This window comes from Paenarthrobacter sp. GQ52 (assembly GCF_059759005.1).
In genome coordinates, this window is sequence record NZ_JCAXEJ010000007.1 from 134,087 (window position 1) to 151,842 (window position 17,756).

General features: G+C 62.0%; 20 protein-coding genes. 10 read left to right on the forward strand and 10 right to left on the reverse strand.

All coding sequences use genetic code 11. The annotated features are described in order from the left end of the window. Positions 1-116 precede the first annotated feature (116 nt). On the forward strand, positions 117-788 hold the full coding sequence (locus AC6CH8_RS11845; RefSeq protein WP_498190703.1) for a GerMN domain-containing protein: 672 nt from the start codon (positions 117-119) through the stop codon (positions 786-788). 52 nt (positions 789-840) lie between these two features. Here the strand turns inward: AC6CH8_RS11845 and AC6CH8_RS11850 are convergent, their stop codons facing one another. From AC6CH8_RS11850 to AC6CH8_RS11860, 3 genes are all read right to left on the reverse strand, one after another. After that, the gene (locus AC6CH8_RS11850; RefSeq protein WP_091467373.1) at positions 841-1,380 is read right to left on the reverse strand and encodes a hypothetical protein; all 540 of its coding nucleotides are present in this window, start codon (positions 1,378-1,380) and stop codon (positions 841-843) included. Then, on the reverse strand, positions 1,361-2,413 hold the full coding sequence (locus tag AC6CH8_RS11855) for a hypothetical protein (protein ID WP_498190705.1): 1,053 nt from the start codon (positions 2,411-2,413) through the stop codon (positions 1,361-1,363). Before AC6CH8_RS11855 ends, AC6CH8_RS11850 begins: the two co-directional genes overlap by 20 nt. A gap of 100 nt (positions 2,414-2,513) precedes the next feature. After that, complete coding sequence (locus AC6CH8_RS11860; protein ID WP_498190707.1) at positions 2,514-3,362, reverse strand: isocitrate lyase/PEP mutase family protein; 849 nt, start codon at positions 3,360-3,362, stop codon at positions 2,514-2,516. 110 nt (positions 3,363-3,472) lie between these two features. On the opposite strand from AC6CH8_RS11860, the gene AC6CH8_RS11865 reads away from it, so the two are divergent. From AC6CH8_RS11865 to AC6CH8_RS11875, 3 genes are all read left to right on the forward strand, one after another. Then, a complete protein-coding gene (locus tag AC6CH8_RS11865) occupies positions 3,473-4,780 on the forward strand; it encodes an aminotransferase-like domain-containing protein (protein ID WP_429330788.1) in 1,308 nt (435 codons plus the stop codon). Then, positions 4,777-5,205: a universal stress protein gene (locus tag AC6CH8_RS11870; RefSeq protein WP_178993701.1), complete on the forward strand. Its 429-nt coding sequence runs from the start codon at positions 4,777-4,779 to the stop codon at positions 5,203-5,205. The genes AC6CH8_RS11865 and AC6CH8_RS11870 overlap by 4 nt, the downstream gene beginning before the upstream one ends. A 173-nt stretch (positions 5,206-5,378) precedes the next feature. Next, positions 5,379-5,690, forward strand: a complete 312-nt coding sequence (locus tag AC6CH8_RS11875; RefSeq protein ID WP_420181208.1) for a hypothetical protein — start codon at positions 5,379-5,381, stop codon at positions 5,688-5,690. Between the two features lie 3 nt (positions 5,691-5,693). Here the strand turns inward: AC6CH8_RS11875 and AC6CH8_RS11880 are convergent, their stop codons facing one another. The 5 genes from AC6CH8_RS11880 to AC6CH8_RS11900 all read right to left on the reverse strand — a co-directional run bounded on the left by AC6CH8_RS11880 (position 5,694) and on the right by AC6CH8_RS11900 (position 11,448). Then, complete coding sequence (locus AC6CH8_RS11880) at positions 5,694-6,290, reverse strand: phosphatase PAP2 family protein (protein WP_498190817.1); 597 nt, start codon at positions 6,288-6,290, stop codon at positions 5,694-5,696. Between the two features lie 76 nt (positions 6,291-6,366). After that, on the reverse strand, positions 6,367-7,938 hold the full coding sequence (locus AC6CH8_RS11885) for a dihydrolipoamide acetyltransferase family protein (RefSeq protein WP_498190709.1): 1,572 nt from the start codon (positions 7,936-7,938) through the stop codon (positions 6,367-6,369). A gap of 66 nt (positions 7,939-8,004) precedes the next feature. Beyond that, entirely contained in the window at positions 8,005-8,985 is a 981-nt protein-coding gene (locus tag AC6CH8_RS11890) for an alpha-ketoacid dehydrogenase subunit beta (RefSeq protein ID WP_091463755.1), read from the reverse strand. Continuing rightward, a complete protein-coding gene (gene pdhA, locus AC6CH8_RS11895; RefSeq protein ID WP_178993703.1) occupies positions 8,985-10,178 on the reverse strand; it encodes a pyruvate dehydrogenase (acetyl-transferring) E1 component subunit alpha in 1,194 nt (397 codons plus the stop codon). Before pdhA ends, AC6CH8_RS11890 begins: the two co-directional genes overlap by 1 nt. 151 nt (positions 10,179-10,329) lie before the next feature. Further along, positions 10,330-11,448 carry a histidinol-phosphate transaminase gene (locus AC6CH8_RS11900; RefSeq protein WP_178993705.1) on the reverse strand — a complete coding sequence of 373 codons (1,119 nt, stop codon included), beginning with the start codon at positions 11,446-11,448 and terminating at the stop codon, positions 10,330-10,332. A 72-nt stretch (positions 11,449-11,520) separates the two neighbouring features. Between AC6CH8_RS11900 and AC6CH8_RS11905 the strand changes: the two genes are divergently transcribed. Continuing rightward, positions 11,521-11,949, forward strand: coding sequence for a phage holin family protein (locus tag AC6CH8_RS11905; RefSeq protein ID WP_017198820.1), 429 nt, complete (start codon positions 11,521-11,523; stop codon positions 11,947-11,949). 28 nt (positions 11,950-11,977) lie between these two features. Here the strand turns inward: AC6CH8_RS11905 and AC6CH8_RS11910 are convergent, their stop codons facing one another. Together AC6CH8_RS11910 and AC6CH8_RS11915 are read right to left on the reverse strand one after the other, a co-directional pair. Continuing rightward, positions 11,978-13,225 (reverse strand): hypothetical protein, encoded by a 1,248-nt coding sequence (locus AC6CH8_RS11910; RefSeq protein WP_498190712.1) that lies wholly within the window; start codon positions 13,223-13,225, stop codon positions 11,978-11,980. Positions 13,226-13,320: 95 nt separating this feature from the next. Beyond that, positions 13,321-13,617: a hypothetical protein gene (locus tag AC6CH8_RS11915; protein WP_256870589.1), complete on the reverse strand. Its 297-nt coding sequence runs from the start codon at positions 13,615-13,617 to the stop codon at positions 13,321-13,323. Between the two features lie 183 nt (positions 13,618-13,800). Between AC6CH8_RS11915 and purB the strand changes: the two genes are divergently transcribed. From purB to AC6CH8_RS11940, 5 genes are all read left to right on the forward strand, one after another. Next, a complete protein-coding gene (gene purB, locus AC6CH8_RS11920) occupies positions 13,801-15,207 on the forward strand; it encodes an adenylosuccinate lyase (protein ID WP_091463764.1) in 1,407 nt (468 codons plus the stop codon). 149 nt (positions 15,208-15,356) lie between these two features. Continuing rightward, complete coding sequence (locus AC6CH8_RS11925; RefSeq protein WP_498190714.1) at positions 15,357-16,019, forward strand: histidine phosphatase family protein; 663 nt, start codon at positions 15,357-15,359, stop codon at positions 16,017-16,019. Positions 16,020-16,257: 238 nt separating this feature from the next. After that, positions 16,258-16,761 carry a GNAT family N-acetyltransferase gene (locus AC6CH8_RS11930; RefSeq protein ID WP_017198825.1) on the forward strand — a complete coding sequence of 168 codons (504 nt, stop codon included), beginning with the start codon at positions 16,258-16,260 and terminating at the stop codon, positions 16,759-16,761. 52 nt (positions 16,762-16,813) lie between these two features. Further along, positions 16,814-17,248, forward strand: a complete 435-nt coding sequence (locus AC6CH8_RS11935; protein WP_017198826.1) for an acyl-CoA thioesterase — start codon at positions 16,814-16,816, stop codon at positions 17,246-17,248. Positions 17,249-17,374: 126 nt separating this feature from the next. Beyond that, positions 17,375-17,746, forward strand: coding sequence for a nuclear transport factor 2 family protein (locus AC6CH8_RS11940; RefSeq protein WP_498190717.1), 372 nt, complete (start codon positions 17,375-17,377; stop codon positions 17,744-17,746). Positions 17,747-17,756: the final 10 nt, after the last annotated feature.

Below are 17,756 nucleotides of genomic sequence, written 5' to 3' on the forward strand. Positions count from 1 at the left end.
GTACGACGGCGATCACGGCTGCCTGCCTCATCTTCGGCCTGTGGATGGCTGGCTGCACTGCTGTCCCTGCCGAACCCTCCGAATCAGGGGCCGCGGGCCCCTTGCCTATAGTTTCCATGACTTCGCCTGTGCCAACAGCTTCGCCCATTGCTCCCATACCCGCCGCCTCAACTCCTGCGCCTTCGAGCCCGGGTACTCCGTCCGTTGCCGTCCCCGCCGCGTCGCCCGCGGCAGCAACACCAGCTCCAGCACCGTCCGAGAGCACTCCCGCTTCCTCCGTGACCTCGCCCACCCCACCGGCTGCCGTCGTCGAGCCTTCACCCCAACCGGGCACCAGCGCGCCGGAACCAACAGCCACCGCAACAGTCATTCCCGTGGATTCGGAAAACTCCGGACCGGCGGTCTACTACGTGGCAATCGACGACGGCGGCGCCCGCGGCGTGCGGTTCGGCTGCAACGACAGCCTGGTACCTATCAGGGGCGTTGCCGTGCCCGGTGACCCGCTGTCCGTGGCACTCGGCCGCCTGCTGGAGGCCGGAATGCCAGTGGACAGTGATGCGGCCCTCTACGACTCCCTGGCTGATTCGTCGCTGCGCTACCTCTCGGGCTACATGAGCGGTGCGACGGTGGTGGTTAACCTCAGTGGCTCCCTGCGGCCCGGGGGCGTGTGCGACATCCCACGGATCCAGGCGCAACTGACGCAGACAATCGTGTCCGCCAGTGGTGCATCGAGAGCCGAAATCTATGTGAACGGCCGGACACTTACGGAGGCCCTGAGCGTACGGTGACTGCGGGGCCTGCTGCGCGCGTTACCAGGCACGGGGTATCGGCTTTGCCTGTTCATGCCGTTGCGATCGCCAGCACCCTCCGGAGTGCCCAAGCCACACGCAACAGGGCAAGGACTGAGGCGAAGGTCAGCACGAAGGCCAGTGCTTCAGGAATCCACAGGCCCGTGACGGCATCTCCTTCCAGGACCACCGTGGCCAAGGCGGCAACCACCAAAAGGCCGAGCCCAGGGATGGCAAAAAGGAAGACTTCGCCGATTTGGCGCCGATGAGTGGCTGAGAGTTTCTCCAAGGGAAGTTCCCGTTGACCCGGGGCAGCCTTCTTTCCCAGCACGTTGATCAGCATGGACACACTGGTCAGCGTCAGGCCAGCCGTGGCGCCGGCCAGCGTGGCGAGAGTCTGGAACAGGGTTCGCCGTGCACCAGGGTCCACGCTTTCCAGCATCAGCGGTTGACGCGAAAGCAGCCCGATTCCCAGCCAGATCAGGACGGCAAGCGCAGCCCATCCGAAGTCTGCGCTGGGATGCAACAGAAACCAACGCCACAGAGTCCTGCGGCGCCCGGTTCGCTCAACGTCAACCCCGTACAAGCTCATGATCTGCACCGCCTTGATTCTCCTCGGATGCTTGACCGGCCTTGTCAGCGCTCTCCACGGCCGCGGCCATGGCTGCCCGAACAGTGGCCATTCCGCCCGCAACGATGTCCGGAACCAACGCGGAATCAGCCGAACCCTTGATGTCCGGCAGGGTCTTGGCAAAAAATGCCTCGTTGTCCCTGGCCTGTCTATTGAGGATGGCGATCGCCTCGGTGGTGGTCTTTTGGGGGTCGTTGAAGACATCGGGATCCACCTCGATATGCGAGATGAACCGCTCCTTCAGCAGGTCCACCACCTCACGGTCGCCCGTCAGGGAGTCCTTGCCCTCAGCCACCACATAATCGAAATGCTCCACGGACCCGGCCCTGCGGAAGAGATCGATCAGTTGCTGGATCCGGTCCCGAATCCGCTGTTTATCCTCGGCCTTGCCCGATCTGCCAACGCTCAGGGAAATCCTGAACGTACCCTCATTCATGAGCCGCGAGGCGCTGTCCAGAACGTCAGCCCACTCCCCCTCCATAAGCTTCCCGGACAGACGTTCGGCAGGAAGCGCGAACTCGAAACGGCTCACCTCCAGCCGGGTAAGGATTTCCTCGATGTCCTCGCGCACAACCGGCACCAGGCTTGGCTCAAGCCCCAGCATTCCTTCGAGGTACTCGCCCATCCTGGATGCCCGGGGTCCATTGCCACTGGTCAGCACCGCTATGACATTCCTCTTCAGGAAGGCGAAGTAGGTGGTCTCCAGCAAATGGTCACCCGGAGCCAACGGCAGGGGCTTGCGCCGCCCGAGGGCATCGCCGACGCTGGGAAGATTAGTGTCCCGCACCCGGTCCAAAAGCAGCACGGGAAAGGGCGACGATGCCACAGCCTGGGCGAGCAGCACAGTCCCGTCCGCACTTGTGAAGTGCCGGTTCACCCCTGAGTCCTGGGCCTTCTTCAGCACCTCGGCCAGACGGCGCGCTGGAAATGGCCGGCTGAGCTCGTCCCCGTTCAGCTGCTCGATCCGCCAGAACTGTACACTGCGTCGCGCCATGGATCCTCCCCTCGTTTTCCATGACCCACGCTATCGGCGAGGTCTGACAGTAAAGCCGAGGGCCGGCGTCGTGCCTAAAGCCCGCTGGCAAGGACCGCGTTCAAAGGCTGTATTTCGGCCCTGGCGCGAACAGGGAGTCCATTTCGCCGTGGCTGCGTGTGCCAGCCAGCCCCGCCCAATTGCCGTCACCAAGGATTTCCTTCGCCACCCGCGCCACCTTGGCATACGCTGCTTTGGCCGTATTGCCGCCAATGCTGACGCGACGGACCCCTGCATCGTGGAGCTCAAGGGGCGACGGCGCCCCGACGCCCGCCAAGGCGTTGAGCGGTGCAGGAATCCTGCTGGACAGCTCATGGAGGACATGTAGATCCACGACGCCGGGCACGAAGATTCCGTCCGCACCCGCAGTGAGGTAGGCCTCGGCACGGCGCAGGGTTTCGTCATAGGCAGTGTCCGCGAACTGGCCCGACAGGTAGGTGTCGGTGCGGGCATTGATGAACAGGGGGATTCCACGATCGTCAGCAACTGCGCGGATCAAGGCAATCCGGCGCGACTGTTCGTTGAAGTCCGTGAGCGGCTCAGTGGCGGAGTCCTCAATGTTGATGCCCACGGCTCCCTCGTCCAGGACGGCGTGGACAGTGGCACGAAGTTCGTCGTCGGTGCGCCCGTAGCCCGTCTCGATGTCTGCCGAAACCGGCAACCGGGTTGCCCCGGCAACCCGGCCCAGTGCAGCCATTGCCAGGCCCCACGGCACGTGGTCGCCATCCCGGAACCCCAGGCTCCAGGAGACAGCCGAGCTTGAGGTGGCAATCGCCGTCGCACCCGCCTCCTCCACAACGCGGGCGGAAGCCGCGTCCCACACGTTCACGAGCACAAGCGGCGTTGGCCCGGCGTCGTGAAGTTTATGGAAGTGTTCTGCTTTGGTCACGGATCCCCTGTGCGCTGTCATAGCTACATTCCAGCCCTTCACGATCGCGGCGTAAAGGACAGCCTGCGAAAATGAAGTGATCCGAAAACAACTGTTGCCTCTTTAGCAACATCGAGGAGTATCCTGTCACTGTGACCCACGAAACATTGGATGCCGGCGCAACGTTGCCCGCTGAAGCCATCGACGCCATTGAGCGGGCGGCCACGGCCGCTCACCCGCACGAGGAATTGTTCTCCGCGCGGGCCGCCAATATCAAACAGTCCGCTGTCCGGGACGTCTTCGACATCTCGATGCAGCCAGGCCTTGTCTCCCTTGCCGGCGGCAACCCGTACCTGCAGTCGCTACCTCTGGAGAAGCTGGGCCAAACCGCGGCCCGCATCATCGCCGAAGAGGGTATGACCGCCCTGCAGTACGGCGGCGGCCAAGGCACGGAAGAACTCCGCGCGCAGATCTGCACCATCATGGCCGCCGAGGGAATCGCTGACGCCGCCCCGGAGAACATCGTGATCACTGCGGGATCGCAGTCCGCGCAGGATGTTGCCACCAAGGTCTTCTGCAACCCGGGCGACGTTGTCCTGGTGGAGAACCCCACCTACGTGGGCGCCCTGAACACATTTGAGGCGTACCAAGTCCAGGTGGAACCCATCGAAATGGACGACGACGGGTTGGTACCCGAGCTTCTTGAGGCCAGGATCGCGGCACTTCAGGCAGAGGGCAAGAACATCAAGTTCCTCTACACGATCCCCAACTTCAACAACCCCTCAGGCATCACGCTGGCCGCGGAACGCAGGCAGCAAATCGTCGATATATGCCGTAGTGCGAATATTATTGTCCTCGAGGACAATCCCTACGGACTCCTGCGGTTCGATGGCCACCCGATCGCCCCGATGCGAGCCGCCAACCCGGATGACGTCATCTATCTGGGCTCGTTCTCGAAAATCTTTGCCCCCGGCCTGCGCATCGGCTGGGCCCTGGTTCCCACGCACTTGCAGCGTCGTTTCTACCTCGCCTCCGAGGCAGTGACACTCTGCCCGCCTCCCCTGAATCAAATGCTCGTCTCGGCATACCTCCGTGAGTACGACTGGGAAGGGCAGATCGAAACCTACCGGGCGCTCTACGCGGAACGCTGCCGGGCCCTGTTGTCCGCACTCGACGAGTACATGCCGGCAGGCCTCACCTGGACACGCCCGGACGGCGGCTTCTTCGTGTGGGTCACGCTGCCCGAAGGCGTGGATACCTATCCCCTGCTCGGAAAGGCGATAGACGCGGGGGTCGTCTTCATCCCGGGTGCCGCCTTCTCCCCGGCTGACGGACCTTCCAACAAGCTCCGTCTCGCTTTCAGCGCCGTACCGCCGGATACGATAGCTGAAGGTGTCCGCCGCCTGGCCCCTGTCCTGGCGGATGCCATTGAAGCTACCAATGAAGGAGCACCACAATGACCGGAGTTGTGATCGTCGGAGTAGACGGCAGCGAGACCGCAATGAGGGCAGCACAGGCCGCCCAGCAGTTGGCGATCGGCCTCGGAGCCAGCCTTCGCGTGGTCAGTGCCTTCGACAGCAACCGGACAGAGGTGGTTGAGATAGGCACCGACAAGTGGATCGTCTCCGACGCCGCGGAAGCTGAAGCTGTGGCTCGCGCCGTGGCGGAGCGCCTGATGGATGACCGGCTCGAGGTTACCTACTCCGCTGCGCGCGGCAAACCGGGTGAAGCCTTGGTCAAGGAGGCTGAGGTGCAAGATGCCCGCTTGATCGTGGTGGGCAACCGTCGCATGCAGGGCTTGGGTCGCGTTCTTGGAAGCGTGGCCAACACCGTAGCGCACACCGCGCCCTGCGACGTCTACATCGCCAAGACCGACCAGCCCTAACGCGAGCTGGATCACGCCGCCGGGTGGGGAGCCTCACCCGGCGTTTGGCGTCTTTTGGGCCGGCTGCCTGAAGTCATCGTTATAAAATTGAGATGCCCGCAATGGCGCGCGCCACCTCCACTTACTGACTTCAGGGGATCATTTACGTGCTTACTTTGCAGCCGCGCCAGCGCGTGGGACACGATATTCTTCTTGCCCGCCACGGCAACCACATCAGCACCATGCGCTACGACCGAACCAACGACCGCGTCATCGCCATGCTCGACGACGGCTCCTGGGACAGCGCCCCCAACATGATCACCCCCAGCCTGGAGATGCCCGAGACGTTGGGCAGCGTCTTCCGCAAGGATTGGCGCTTCCTTTCCGTGGCATGTGTTGCCATGGTCACAGTGGCCGCCGTCGCGATGGGCATCAGTGTGGAGATGGCAAACCACATGTCGACGACGGAACTGCAGGCGCTGCTGGTCAGTTACCCGGCGTTCTAGCTGCTAGAGCATCCACTCCCGCAGCAGCCACCACAGGCCGGCGATGACAATGCCTCCAAATAATGAGCCTGCAATAACCTGAGGAAGGGTGTGGGCGCGCAATACCAATCGTGACCAGCCAACCGCCGGCACGAGGAGCAGCAGGGGAAGCCACTCCGGCCCGAACATCATCACGTAGATGACGACGGCCGCGGCAAGAGCCGATGCATGCCCGCTCATTTTCCAGAAGGCACTGACTACGGCCAGAACTCCAATGCCTCCGATGAGCGCAATGACCATCACCGTGACACTCACCGGACCACTGAGCAGATGCAGGACGAGCAGGCCAACCAGCACTGACGCCAACGTCATCAGAAGCAAAACGGGCCGCTGGCGCCGATCGCTGACATGGTGATCCGTGATCCTGCCCAGCTTCACCATCACCAGCACGTAGGCCAGCGGCAGGACGCAGGCGAACATCGCCGCGAGCAGCCCAAACCACATGGTTCCCGGGAACCCTGGTTCAATGGCAGGGCTGATCAGCAGGAGGGCAAGAACAACAACCGGTGGCTGGAATACTTCCGTCAGCACCCGGGCAACCGTGCGCCATGGCCGCGTCAACAACTGAGGGGGCACATGGCCCGGCTCCTCAGTTATGGTCTCCGTGTTACGGCCAGCGCGTGGGTCGGCTTGCTCGTCAGTCAAGCAGCAGCGCCGGTTCTTCGAGAATTGATGCGACGTCCGCCATGAAGCGTGCGGACAAATCCCCGTCAACCACGCGGTGGTCGAAAGAACCACCGAGTGTCGTAATCCAGCGCGGGATGACTTCGCCGTCCAGCACCCACGGCTTCTGCTTGATGGTTCCGAAGGCAATGATGGCTACTTCACCCGGGTTGATGATAGGGGTTCCGGTATCAATGCCAAGCGCGCCGATGTTGGTGATGGTCAGGCTTCCACCCTGCATCTCAGCCGGCTGCGTCTTCCCTGCCCGGGCTTTGGTTGCCAACTCATTAAGCGCAAGGGCCAGTTCCTTGAGGGAAAGGTCCTGGGCGTCCTTGATGTTGGGCACCATGAGTCCGCGCGGGGTTGCGGCGGCGATGCCAAGGTTCATGTAGTGCTTCACCAGGATCTCCGCGCCACCCTTACCGTCAGCGTTCTCCACCCACGTTGCGTTGACGCTGGGGTTCCGGGCAGCAGCCCAGATCACTGCCTTGGCAAGGATGAGCAGCGGGGACACCTTGATGCCTTCAAAGTCTCGGGAGACCTTCAGCCGCTTCACGAACTCCATGGTGCGGCTGGCATCCACGTCCACGAAAATGCTGACGTGGGGAGCCGAGAAAGCTGAATCAACCATGGCCTTAGCGGTCGCCTTGCGAACGCCCTTGACGGGCATCCGTTCCACGCGCTGATCCTGCGGTTTCTTCGAGGCACCCCAGAAACTATCTGCTTGGTCATGCTCGGCGTCGCGCTGGGCTTGGTAGCTCACCAGGTCCTCGCGTGTCACTTCACCGCGCTCACCGGTAGCCACGACGTCAGCGAGATCGATGCCGAGGTCCCGGGCAAACTTGCGGACCGGAGGCTTTGCCAGGACCTTGTTGACCAAGCCACTGATGGTTCCGCTGATCGCCGCACCGCGGGAGGCCGCCGCTTGCGGCGCCTGGGGTTGAGGCGCGACGGACTGCGCTGGGGTGGCAGTCGCAAAGGTGAGGGGTGCGACGACGGCGGGGCCCGCCGTCGTGCGGTGTGAAACCGGCGATTCGGCTGCTTTGGCTTCCACCGCTGCTTGGTGGTCCTGCACAGTACCTTCGGCACTCTCGGCGACCGTGGCTGCCTCAACCACTGCCCCGGCCGGACGTTTGCGCGCCCGACGCTTCACGGCGTCGGCCTTGGGTCCTGAACCGACCAGCGGACCGCCAGCCGGACGGTTGTCGTCGGTGTCATCGTCGGCGGGTAGCTTGCCATACAGGGGCATCTCGACGGCGGGTGCCTTGGGCGCAGCAGGCGTCACCAGCGCAGCTTCACCCTCCTGGCCTTCCGAAACAGCGATGATCGCCGTGCCGACTTCAACCGTGATGCCTTCCTCAACCAGCAGCTCCGTGACAGTACCCGCAAAAGGAGAAGGGAGTTCGACGAGGGACTTGGCGGTCTCGATCTCGCATAAGACGTCGTTAATGGCGACGACGTCACCTGGCTTGACCTTCCAAGCCACTACCTCGGCCTCGGTCAGGCCTTCGCCAACGTCCGGCAGGTTGAATTTCTTTACAGTCACAGTGGTCCTCGATTTCCGGTCACCCGGCAGCGAAGCCGGGCTGGATCAGGGCGGTTGGTAGGACGTTTAGTAGGACAAGGAGCGGTCGAGCGCCTCAAGGATCTTGTCGATGTCCGGCAAGTAGTCCTCTTCCACCTTGGCCACCGGGTAGGGCATATGGAACCCGCCAACTCGAATGACGGGCGCCTCCAAGTGCAGGAATGCCCGCTCGCTGATGCGCGCGGCGATCTCGCCGCCGATACCACCAAAAGTAGGGGCTTCGTGGGCTACGATCAGGCGGCCCGTCTTCTTGACCGATGCTTCCACGGTGTCAAAGTCCAAAGGCGAAATGGAACGGAGGTCAATGACTTCAATGCTCCGTCCGTCCTCAGTGGCGGCGTTGGCGGCCGCCAGCGCAACCGGCACCAGCGGGCCATAGGCCACGATGGTCGCGTCCGTTCCTTCACGGACAACGTGAGCTTTGAAGGGGTCCTCGGAAAGACCTGCATTCTCGACGTCGACCTCACCCTTGAGCCAGTAACGGCGCTTGGGTTCGAAGAATATGACGGGGTCCTGGCATTCGATGGCCTTTTGGATCATCCAATAGGCGTCATGGGCGTTGGAAGGGGAAATGATGCGCAAACCCGCGGTATGGGCGAACAGCGCTTCGGGCGACTCTGAGTGATGCTCGATGGAGCCAATGCCGCCGCCGTACGGGATGCGGATGACCACCGGAACGGTCAGCTTGCCGAGGCTGCGGGAGTGGATCTTGGCCAGCTGGGTGGTGATCTGGTTGAAGGCAGGGTAAACAAAGCCGTCGAACTGGATTTCGCACACTGGTGAGTATCCGCGAAGCGCCAGGCCTATGGCGGTTCCGATGATGCCGGATTCAGCCAAGGGGGTGTCCACGACGCGTTCGTCGCCGAACTCCTTAATCAGGCCATCCGTGACACGGTAAACACCGCCCAGATGTCCGATGTCCTCACCCATCAGCAAGGACTTGGGGTTGTTCGTCAGCGATGCCCGCAGACCCTCGTTGATGGCCTTCGCAATGGTCATTGTTGCCATCAGTTAGCTGCCTCCTGGTCGCTCTCGAAGCCGGCAGAGTATTCCTCGAACCAGGCCAGTTCCTCCGCGATCAGCGGGTGTTGTTCGGCGTAGACACTGGCGAAGGCTTCACGGATATCCGGGACCTCAAGGCCATGTGTTGTGCTGCGGACGTACTTGGCGAGCTCATCGCCGTCGGCCTTGACCTGGTCGAAGAACGCTTCATCCGCCAAACCCTCCGCGCGCAGGTACTTCTCCAGGCGGTCCAGTGGATCTTTCTCCCGCCAGGCAGCTTCTTCGGCGGATTCCCGGTACTTGGTGGGGTCGTCCGCAGTGGTGTGTGCGCCCACCCGGTACGTGTACGCCTCGATGAGCACAGGGCCGCGGCCCTCCCGGGCATGTTCGAGTGCCCACTCAGTAACGGCATGGACGGCGATGACGTCGTTGCCGTCCACCCGGATGCCCGGAAAGCCATAGCCCTTGGCGCGGTTCGCCAGCGGAACCTTCGTCTGGACTTCAGTAGGCACGGAAATGGCCCAGTGGTTGTTCTGGCAGAAGAAAACAACCGGGGCGTTGTACGACGCCGCAAAGACCATCGACTCGTGGACGTCGCCTTCGGAGCTGGCGCCGTCACCGAAGTAAGCGATGACTGCAGCCTTGGGGTCTGTGGAGTCTGAGGCCGAGGCGAGCTTCTGGTCCCTTTGGATGCCCATGGCGTAGCCAACAGCGTGAAGCGTCTGGGCTGCGAGCACCAATGTATAGAGGTGGAAGTTGTTCTCCCGCGGATCCCAGCCACCGTTGGACACACCGCGGAATTGCTTGAGCAGCTCGGCGAGGTCTACATTGCGGACCAGCGCGACGCCGTGTTCACGGTAGGTGGGGAAGATGTAGTCCTGGGCCTGGCTTGCGTGGCCCGAACCAATCTGCGCGGCCTCCTGGCCAGTCAGCGGCACCCACAAGGCAAGCTCGCCTTGGCGCTGCAGCGCGGTGGCCTCCTGGTCAAAGCGACGGATCCTCGCCATATCCGTGTAGAAAACACGGAGCTTCTCCGGATCGATCCGCTTGGCGTAGTCCGAGAAGACGGGATCGGAGCCCAGTTTGCCGTCGGGCCCGAGCAACTGCACCATTTCCACTGGTTCGCCTGGTGCGGCTGCTGCCGCGGTGGTTGCCGCGAGACTTTCTTCCGTCCCGTGGGGCAGTTGTGTCGAGCCCATTCCGTCTCCTTGCTTGCCGTGGCGAGGCGCCGGGCAATGTCTGTCGCTGGGATATATGCCTGTTCCGGAATGCATTCCGGAACAGGCATATATTTTGGCTTTCGTCCCTTACTTTATCGGCAGTAAGTAGCGATGGCGCATTTGTTAACCGCTAGGAACCTTGCGGAGCCTTTGTATAACCTGCACAGAGATCCAAGAACCGGGTGTTGGCTTCCACCTCGCCGATGCTGACCCGAACACCTTCATTTCCAAAGGCACGAACAGACAAGGCCTGTCCTGCCGCCAAGGCAGCAAACTCCCCGCTATGCTCCCCGAGATTCAACCAGACGAAGTTGCCTTGAGCCTCGGGAACGAACCAGCCCAGTTCCCTCAGGCCAGCCGTCACGCGATCCCGTTCGTCCACCAGGCTTTGTACCCTTTCCACAACCTGATCGAAATTCTCGAGTGAAGTAACGGCGGCACGTTCTGCAATTTGGGAAACGGCAAAAGGAGTGGCCGTGACCCGGAGGTGCTGGGTAAGCAAAGGGCCGGAGACACTGTAGCCAACACGCAGGCCAGCCAGGCCGTGCGCCTTGGAGAAGGTCCTCAACACAACCACATTGGGGTATTTGCGGTAGAGCTTAATGCCGTCCACGGCCTCCGCGTCCCGTACAAATTCCTGGTAGGCCTCATCGATGACCACCACAACATTGGGCGGCACGGCTTGGATGAACTGCTCCGTTTCCTCAGCCGTGAGGATCGGTCCGGTGGGATTATTGGGCGTGCACAGGAGAATCACTTTGGTGCGTACGGTGACTGCGGCAGCCATGGTCTCGAGGTCGTGGCGCCCGTCCGACAACAGGGGGATTTGCACACTGGCTGCCCCTGCGAGGCCCACGCAGATGGGGTAGGCCTCAAAGGACCGCCAGGCGTAGATCACTTCGTCCTGCTTGCCGTCCTCATTCTGGCCGGCAAACGTGGCCAAAATCTGGTTCAGCGCCCCAAGGCTCCCGGCGCCGGTGACGACATCGTCAGCGGGAACATCCAGGAAGCCGGCCAAAGCGTTCCGTAGCTTCGTGGCCAGGGGGTCCGGGTATCGATTGATGTCGGTCTGGTCCGCAATTGCCTGCAACACTGCAGGAATCGGAGGCAGAGGGTTTTCGTTGGACGACAATTTGTAGCTGGTGAGGCCCTCAATCGCAGCAGGGGGTTTTCCAGCCGCATACTTGGGGAGCCTGTCTACGACCGGACGAGGGAGTACGCCCTCCGGTACGTTGTCAGTAGTAGTCATGGCTTCAAGCCTACTTGCCCATCTACGGCTTCCGCCGAGCTCTTTAACAGGCGTGTGTGAAAGCATGGGCCCATGGGTTCCTTCATCATTCGTGTCCTGATCAACGGGCTTGCCCTGTGGGTTGCAACCTGGCTCCTGCAAGGCATGGATATCTCCACAAGTGCCACAGAGTCGGCCGCAGCCAACGCCGGGCTTACGCAGGGGGCAGACACCGCCGGCATCATTCTGGCGTATCTGTTCATCGGCCTGATCTTTGGAGTGGTGAACGCCTTTGTCCGTCCGCTGGTCAGGCTGTTGTCCCTCCCTGTGACCATCCTGACGCTTGGCTTGTTCACCATCGTGATCAACGCAGCGATGCTGTACCTGACGGCATGGCTGAGCACCTTCACGCCCGTGCACCTCACTATCGATTCCTTTTTCTGGACGGCAATCCTGGCCTCGATCATCATCAGCATCATCTCCATGGTGGCGGGCCTAATTCCAGGGGCCAGGAAGCGCTAGCATCTCCTCGTACTCGTCACCTCCTTCTTCAGGGCTTTACCTTGTTCCGGCTCCAGCCCTCGTATCCGGAAGTGGCTGGCGTTCCGGGACGGAGAGCCGGGATCGGCGCTCTTTCCAGCTTGAACCGCGTCACCTTGGCCACCCCGCCAGCCCCGCCAGCCCCGACAACACCAGCAAACGCGGCAGTAGATGCCGCTAGTGACTCGTCACGGCTTGCCTCAACGAGTTCCGCTCCGGCAGCGTAGTTTTCCTGATCGTGTCCAGGACCGATGCCGGGATTTTCCCCTTCGGGTGTCTTGACTTCATTGGTCAGCGTGACCGTCACCCTGTCCTTAGTATCGGCGTTGACCCGGCCGTCTGCTCCTGGAACCCAGTCTTGGACCTGCTCCAAATGGAGTGAACTGATGCCGGGCTCAGCGGTGATGCCGCCGACAGGTGCCCCGGCCGTCAGCACATACTTGAGATCGAATTCGCTGAGAAACGCCTTGTCCCGGCTGAGGTTCATGGCGTGAACACCTCCCTGACTGTGTCCCACTGCCACCACTTGATCGCCCGCTTCAGCCCCGGCTTCACGCAGTGCCGCGCCAACAGCCGGGACAACTTCTTCGGAGTCGTAGCCCAGTGCTTCACCTATTCCTTGAATGTCGAATGGATTGGTAGGGGGTGAATCAGGCTGGGTTCCAGGGATCAGCACCATCCATGAAGCAGAGCCGTTGTTGTCAAAGCGGATCACTTCAATTTCTCCGCTGTTGCGGGCGTGGAGCCTCTCGAGACGACGGAGGCTTTCCGCCATGGACGGATCCACGTCCGCCACCGATTCGTCCACTCTTTCAACACTCACGGGTCTTGGCCGCAGGTCCGGACGGAGAGGCGATTCAAGGACGCCGCGAGCGACGCCCCCTGAACTCGTCCAATAAGGAAAAACTGCACCTGCCAGGTAATTACTCGTGTCCCGCGTCGGCGGCCAGGCCAATTTCATCTCGTCAAAGGCCGGGAGTCGCGGCCTGGCGTTCTTGGCCTCCGCTTCCACATAGTCCCTGTGGCTGGCCCGCACACTTCCACTGATCTCCACCAATTCCTGGCGAACCTTTCCCACTTCCTTCCGGCTCTCGGCCACAGCGTTGAGGGCGTTACAGCCAGTGTCATAGGAATCGTAGAGAAAGGGTTCCAGGCAGTCTTGAACCTGACGCGCTTCTTCTTCGATGTCCAGGAGCTGCTGGACCAGTTCGTCAAGCTTGCCCGCACCCCTCAGGAGCTCCTCGAGCTGAAAGGACATTCCGCCCACCCCTCCCCTGATAGCGAGGATTCCGTCACTGGCTGGGCGAGAGGGCTGTGGTGCTGTGCCGGCCCCGACGGGAGCTGCATCTGCCATTACGGACCCCGTTCGCCTGAGACGGAGACGTTTTGAGAGTGTCGGAGCACCATGGCAACGGAAGCTTCCACCGACTCACGCGCACGCATCAGCGCTGAAGCATGCAGGGCAAGGGTGGTCCGGTAGGCCCGTCCCGCGGGAGAAAGCCAGTCATCCACCTGCGCTCTCCGCAGGGACGTGAGAACCTGGTCCACTTGGTCTACGCACGCTTGCATCCGCCAAGCGAGCCTTTGGACTTCGTGGCTTCGGGAAGCACATTCCAAGGGATCAAAAGTAGGCGGGTTGGGTGCAGGCATCAAGCCGACGCTCATCGTCTGTGTACTCCGTTGATTGTTCTGCTGATCGGTAGGGTCGACGCTACGCAGCGGCCGAACCCAACGGAAGTGCCGCCGTCGGCTATGTGGATAACCCGATCAGCCGTCCACATAGGCTTGTCATCGACTCCCGACCCCTGCACGGAGCATGAAAGAATAGTCGACATGGCTGAATCCACCCGAGTGTCCCTCGCTTCCGAACCTCTCGCCCTTGGCGCCCTTGATGGCCGCTACCGCGCCGCCGTCGCGCCCCTCGTTGACTACTTGTCCGAGGCTGCGCTTAACCGCGATCGCGTTCACGTCGAAGTTGAATGGCTCATCCACCTGACCAGCCAGTCCGTACTGCCCGGCGCGGGGCCGCTGTCCGACGAGCAAGTGGCCCAGTTGCGTGCCATCGTTAATGAATTCGATGCCGCCTCTGTCAACGAACTCGCCGAGATCGAAGCCGTCACCGTCCACGACGTCAAGGCTGTTGAGTACTACATCGGCCGCCGACTGCCGGCCATTGGCATCGAGAACCTCACCGCCATGGTGCATTTCGGGTGCACCTCCGAGGACATCAACAACCTCTCCTACGCTGTGGGTATCAAGGGTGCCGTGGAGAACGTATGGCTGCCCAACGCCACCGCCCTCGTGAAGCAGATCGAAGCCATGGCCGAAGCAAACCGCTCGGTGCCCATGCTGTCCCGCACCCACGGCCAGCCTGCAACGCCCACCACGCTTGGCAAGGAACTTGCTGTCATAGCGCACCGCTTGAACCGCCAACTGGCGCGCATTGCAAAGACGGAATACCTCGGTAAGATCAACGGCGCCACCGGCACCTACGCCGCGCACGTCGCTTCCGTCCCTGGTGCTGACTGGGAAGCTGTCGCCAAGACATTCGTGGAAGGCCTGGGCCTCACTTGGAACCCGCTCACCACGCAGATCGAAAGCCACGACTGGCAGGCAGAGCTTTACGCCGACATCGCACGCTTCAACCGCATCCTGCACAACGTCTGCACGGACATCTGGAGCTACATCTCAATCGGTTACTTCCGCCAGATCCCGGTCGCCGGGGCCACGGGTTCCTCCACGATGCCGCACAAGGTCAACCCGATCCGCTTCGAGAACGCCGAAGCCAACCTGGAAATTTCCAACGGGCTCCTGGACACCTTGGGCGCCACACTGGTCACCTCGCGTTGGCAGCGCGACCTCACGGACTCCTCCTCGCAGCGGAACATCGGCGTTGCCTTCGGCCACTCGCTGCTCGCGATCTCCAACGTAGCCAAGGGCCTGAAGGCCCTGGACGTCGCAGAGGAAGTCCTCGCCGGTGACCTCAACACCAACTGGGAAGTACTGGGCGAAGCAATCCAGATGGTCATGCGCGCCGAAGCCATCGCCGGCGTCGAAGGTATGGAAAACCCGTACGAACGACTCAAGGACCTGACCCGCGGCCAGCGCGTGGACGGCGCCCGGATGCAGGAATTCGTCCAGGGTCTTGGCCTCTCCCCCGACGCCGAGGCACGCCTGCTCGCCCTTACGCCGGGCAAGTACACGGGCATCGCGGACAAACTGGTGGACCACCTTCAGTAAGGATCACCTGCAGGTAGGACAGAATGCTCGACGACGGCGGGCCGGGGCTGAGTGCCTCGGTCCGCCGTCGGCGTTTAAGCTGATGAACAGAATTGTGTTTCCTCACCACAAATCGCGGAACAGTTACCAACGTAAGGAGCGGAGCACGCATGAAGCTCCTGTTGATCAGGCACGGACAGACACCCGGCAACGTCGCAGGCCAGTTGGACACAGCATTCCCGGGGCCAGGGCTCACAGAGCTCGGCGAACGACAAGCGGCCGCACTGCCTGAGGCCTTGGCTGACGAAGCCATCGAAGCCCTGTACACCTCGACGTTGCTGCGCACCCGCCGGACCGTCGCGCCTTTGGCGAAGGCCACCGGATTGGAGCCGACAATTCTGGACGGCGTCCATGAAATTGAGGCAGGGGCTCTGGAGAAGAAAACCGACCACGAATCCCACCTCCGCTACATGAGCACAGTCTTCGCTTGGACAGACGGCGACTTGGATGTGCGCATGCCCGGAGCATTCAGCGGCCACGACTTCTTCGCCAGGTTTGATGCTTCAGTACGGAAAGTTGCCCAAGCTGGACACTCCACAGCGGCCATCGTCAGCCACGGTGCCGCAATCCGCTGCTGGGCAGGACGCAGGGCAACGGACATAGATACGGTGTTCGCAGAAACCCATCAACTCCCCAACACCGGGATTGTGGCCCTGGAGGGCGATCCCGAAGGCGGATGGCGCGTACTGCATTGGGACCAGATCCCGGTTGGAGGCATGGCGCTGGCAGACCAAACGGCCGAGGATCCCACGGGCGAGGCACTTCAGCCCTGATCCGGCTTGGCCCATTCAGCGACGTTGCGTGATTCAGGGATGTTGCAGGGCTCCGGTACGTTGCGGGGCCTGCTTTGCACGCAAAACCCACTCCGGAGGGCGCCGAGCGGGCCTCACAAAGGGGGGGAACTGCCTGCATTTCTCCCGACGCTTACGCGCAGGAAACACCGCGGTAACCACAGTTCCCTAGGCTTAAGACGCATAGACACCTCCCCGAAACCCGGCGAAATGAGGCAAGATGCAGACCAACCCACGGCTCAACATCCGGCAGGTAACTTGGGCGAACCCCGTGGGCGCAGACCTCCGCGCCGCACAGCAGGCAGAACTCGATGCCAGGTTCGGAACCACTGATCACGAGCCCGGGCCCCCGCCGTCGGAGGCCGACACCGCAGTATTCGTTGTGGCCTACGAGAAGTGCTCCGGCCAACCTCTCGGCTGCGGCGGCCTGAGAATGCTGGACGAGAAGACCGCCGAGATCAAGCGGCTTTACGTTGTCCCCTATGCCCGGGGCTCGGGAGTGGCGAGCTCGATCCTCGCAGCGCTCGAAGCGCAGGCTCATTCCCACGGGTTCAGTGTGATCGCGGCTGAGGCAGGATCGGCCCAGTCGGATGGGCGGAGTTTCTACGAAAGTGCGGGGTTTGCCGCCGTGCCAAATTTTGGTCCCTACGTTGGCGTTAGCGAGTCGTATTGCTATTCCAAGCGGATCGACTCACACAGCGCGTCGCACACTGCAATGGCCTAGGTCACGGGCGCAATATCAAGCGAAGGTTGCGCCGGTTCGATAATCTCGGATTATGGAAAAAGCAGACATCACCTTTCGCACCCGCAAATGGGTGCGGCCCGAGGACCTTAACGCCAACGGCACACTCTTTGGTGGCAGCCTGCTTAAGTGGATCGATGAAGAGGCTGCGATCTACGCCATCCTCCAACTGGGCAACGGCCGCGCCGTCACCAAGTACATTTCCGAGATCAACTTTGTGAGCTCCGCGGTCCAGGGCGACTTGGTGGAGATGGGCCTGACGGCGAAACGCTTCGGACGCACGTCCCTGACCATGCGGGCCGAGGTCCGCAATATGATCACCCGGGAGGCGATCCTCACCATCGAGGAAATTGTCTTCGTGAATCTCGGCGCCGATGGCCGCCCCCAGCCGCACGGCTACACGGAGATTACGTACGATCGCGACCGCATTCCCACGCACCACCTCACGGAAACCCTGGACGAGGACTAAACCACCCGGCGTCGTGCGTTCCCGCAGGTTGGCGGCGTGTAACCAGCCCGCCAACCAAGCAGGAACGTTGGGCAAACAGCGCAAGCCACCGTTGAACCCCAGGCCATCGGAGGGTAGAACGGATAAATGACCAACGACGTGAACTCTTGGATGGATCAGTACGTACGCGCGTGGACCTCGAATGACCCCGACGATATCCGTGCCCTGTTTACCGAAGATGCCGTCTATTCCGATCGGCCGAACACCGAAAAACAATGGGGCGGCCACGACGAGATCGTCAAAGCCTGGGCAGACGCCGGCGACAAGCCCGAGGACTGGACCTTCGAATGGACGCTGCTCGGACAGGATGGTGACACCGTGTTCGTCCAGGGCCTCACCACGTACCTGAATGGCGAGCCCACCTATGACAACCTCTGGGTTATCCGTTTCGCCGAGGACGGTCGCGCCCGCGAATTCACGGAGTGGTACATGGCCCGCAAGAAGTCATCGGCCAACTAGCCCGCGCAAC

Bases quoted from the DNA above. Each gene is read 5' to 3' on its own strand.
- AC6CH8_RS11870 (WP_178993701.1), top strand. From the start codon at position 4,777: ATGACCGGAGTTGTGATCGTCGGAGTAGACGGCAGCGAGACCGCAATG.
- AC6CH8_RS11900 (WP_178993705.1), bottom strand. From the start codon at position 11,448: ATGACTACTACTGACAACGTACCGGAGGGCGTACTCCCTCGTCCGGTC.
- AC6CH8_RS11930 (WP_017198825.1), top strand. From the start codon at position 16,258: ATGCAGACCAACCCACGGCTCAACATCCGGCAGGTAACTTGGGCGAAC.
- AC6CH8_RS11910 (WP_498190712.1), bottom strand. From the start codon at position 13,225: ATGTCCTTTCAGCTCGAGGAGCTCCTGAGGGGTGCGGGCAAGCTTGAC.
- AC6CH8_RS11925 (WP_498190714.1), top strand. From the start codon at position 15,357: ATGAAGCTCCTGTTGATCAGGCACGGACAGACACCCGGCAACGTCGCA.
- AC6CH8_RS11860 (WP_498190707.1), bottom strand. From the start codon at position 3,362: ATGACAGCGCACAGGGGATCCGTGACCAAAGCAGAACACTTCCATAAA.
- AC6CH8_RS11845 (WP_498190703.1), top strand. From the start codon at position 117: ATGACTTCGCCTGTGCCAACAGCTTCGCCCATTGCTCCCATACCCGCC.
- AC6CH8_RS11940 (WP_498190717.1), top strand. From the start codon at position 17,375: ATGACCAACGACGTGAACTCTTGGATGGATCAGTACGTACGCGCGTGG.
- AC6CH8_RS11855 (WP_498190705.1), bottom strand. From the start codon at position 2,413: ATGGCGCGACGCAGTGTACAGTTCTGGCGGATCGAGCAGCTGAACGGG.
- purB (WP_091463764.1), top strand. From the start codon at position 13,801: ATGGCTGAATCCACCCGAGTGTCCCTCGCTTCCGAACCTCTCGCCCTT.
- AC6CH8_RS11935 (WP_017198826.1), top strand. From the start codon at position 16,814: ATGGAAAAAGCAGACATCACCTTTCGCACCCGCAAATGGGTGCGGCCC.
- AC6CH8_RS11890 (WP_091463755.1), bottom strand. From the start codon at position 8,985: ATGGCAACAATGACCATTGCGAAGGCCATCAACGAGGGTCTGCGGGCA.
- pdhA (WP_178993703.1), bottom strand. From the start codon at position 10,178: ATGGGCTCGACACAACTGCCCCACGGGACGGAAGAAAGTCTCGCGGCA.
- AC6CH8_RS11915 (WP_256870589.1), bottom strand. From the start codon at position 13,617: ATGCCTGCACCCAACCCGCCTACTTTTGATCCCTTGGAATGTGCTTCC.
- AC6CH8_RS11905 (WP_017198820.1), top strand. From the start codon at position 11,521: ATGGGTTCCTTCATCATTCGTGTCCTGATCAACGGGCTTGCCCTGTGG.
- AC6CH8_RS11850 (WP_091467373.1), bottom strand. From the start codon at position 1,380: ATGAGCTTGTACGGGGTTGACGTTGAGCGAACCGGGCGCCGCAGGACT.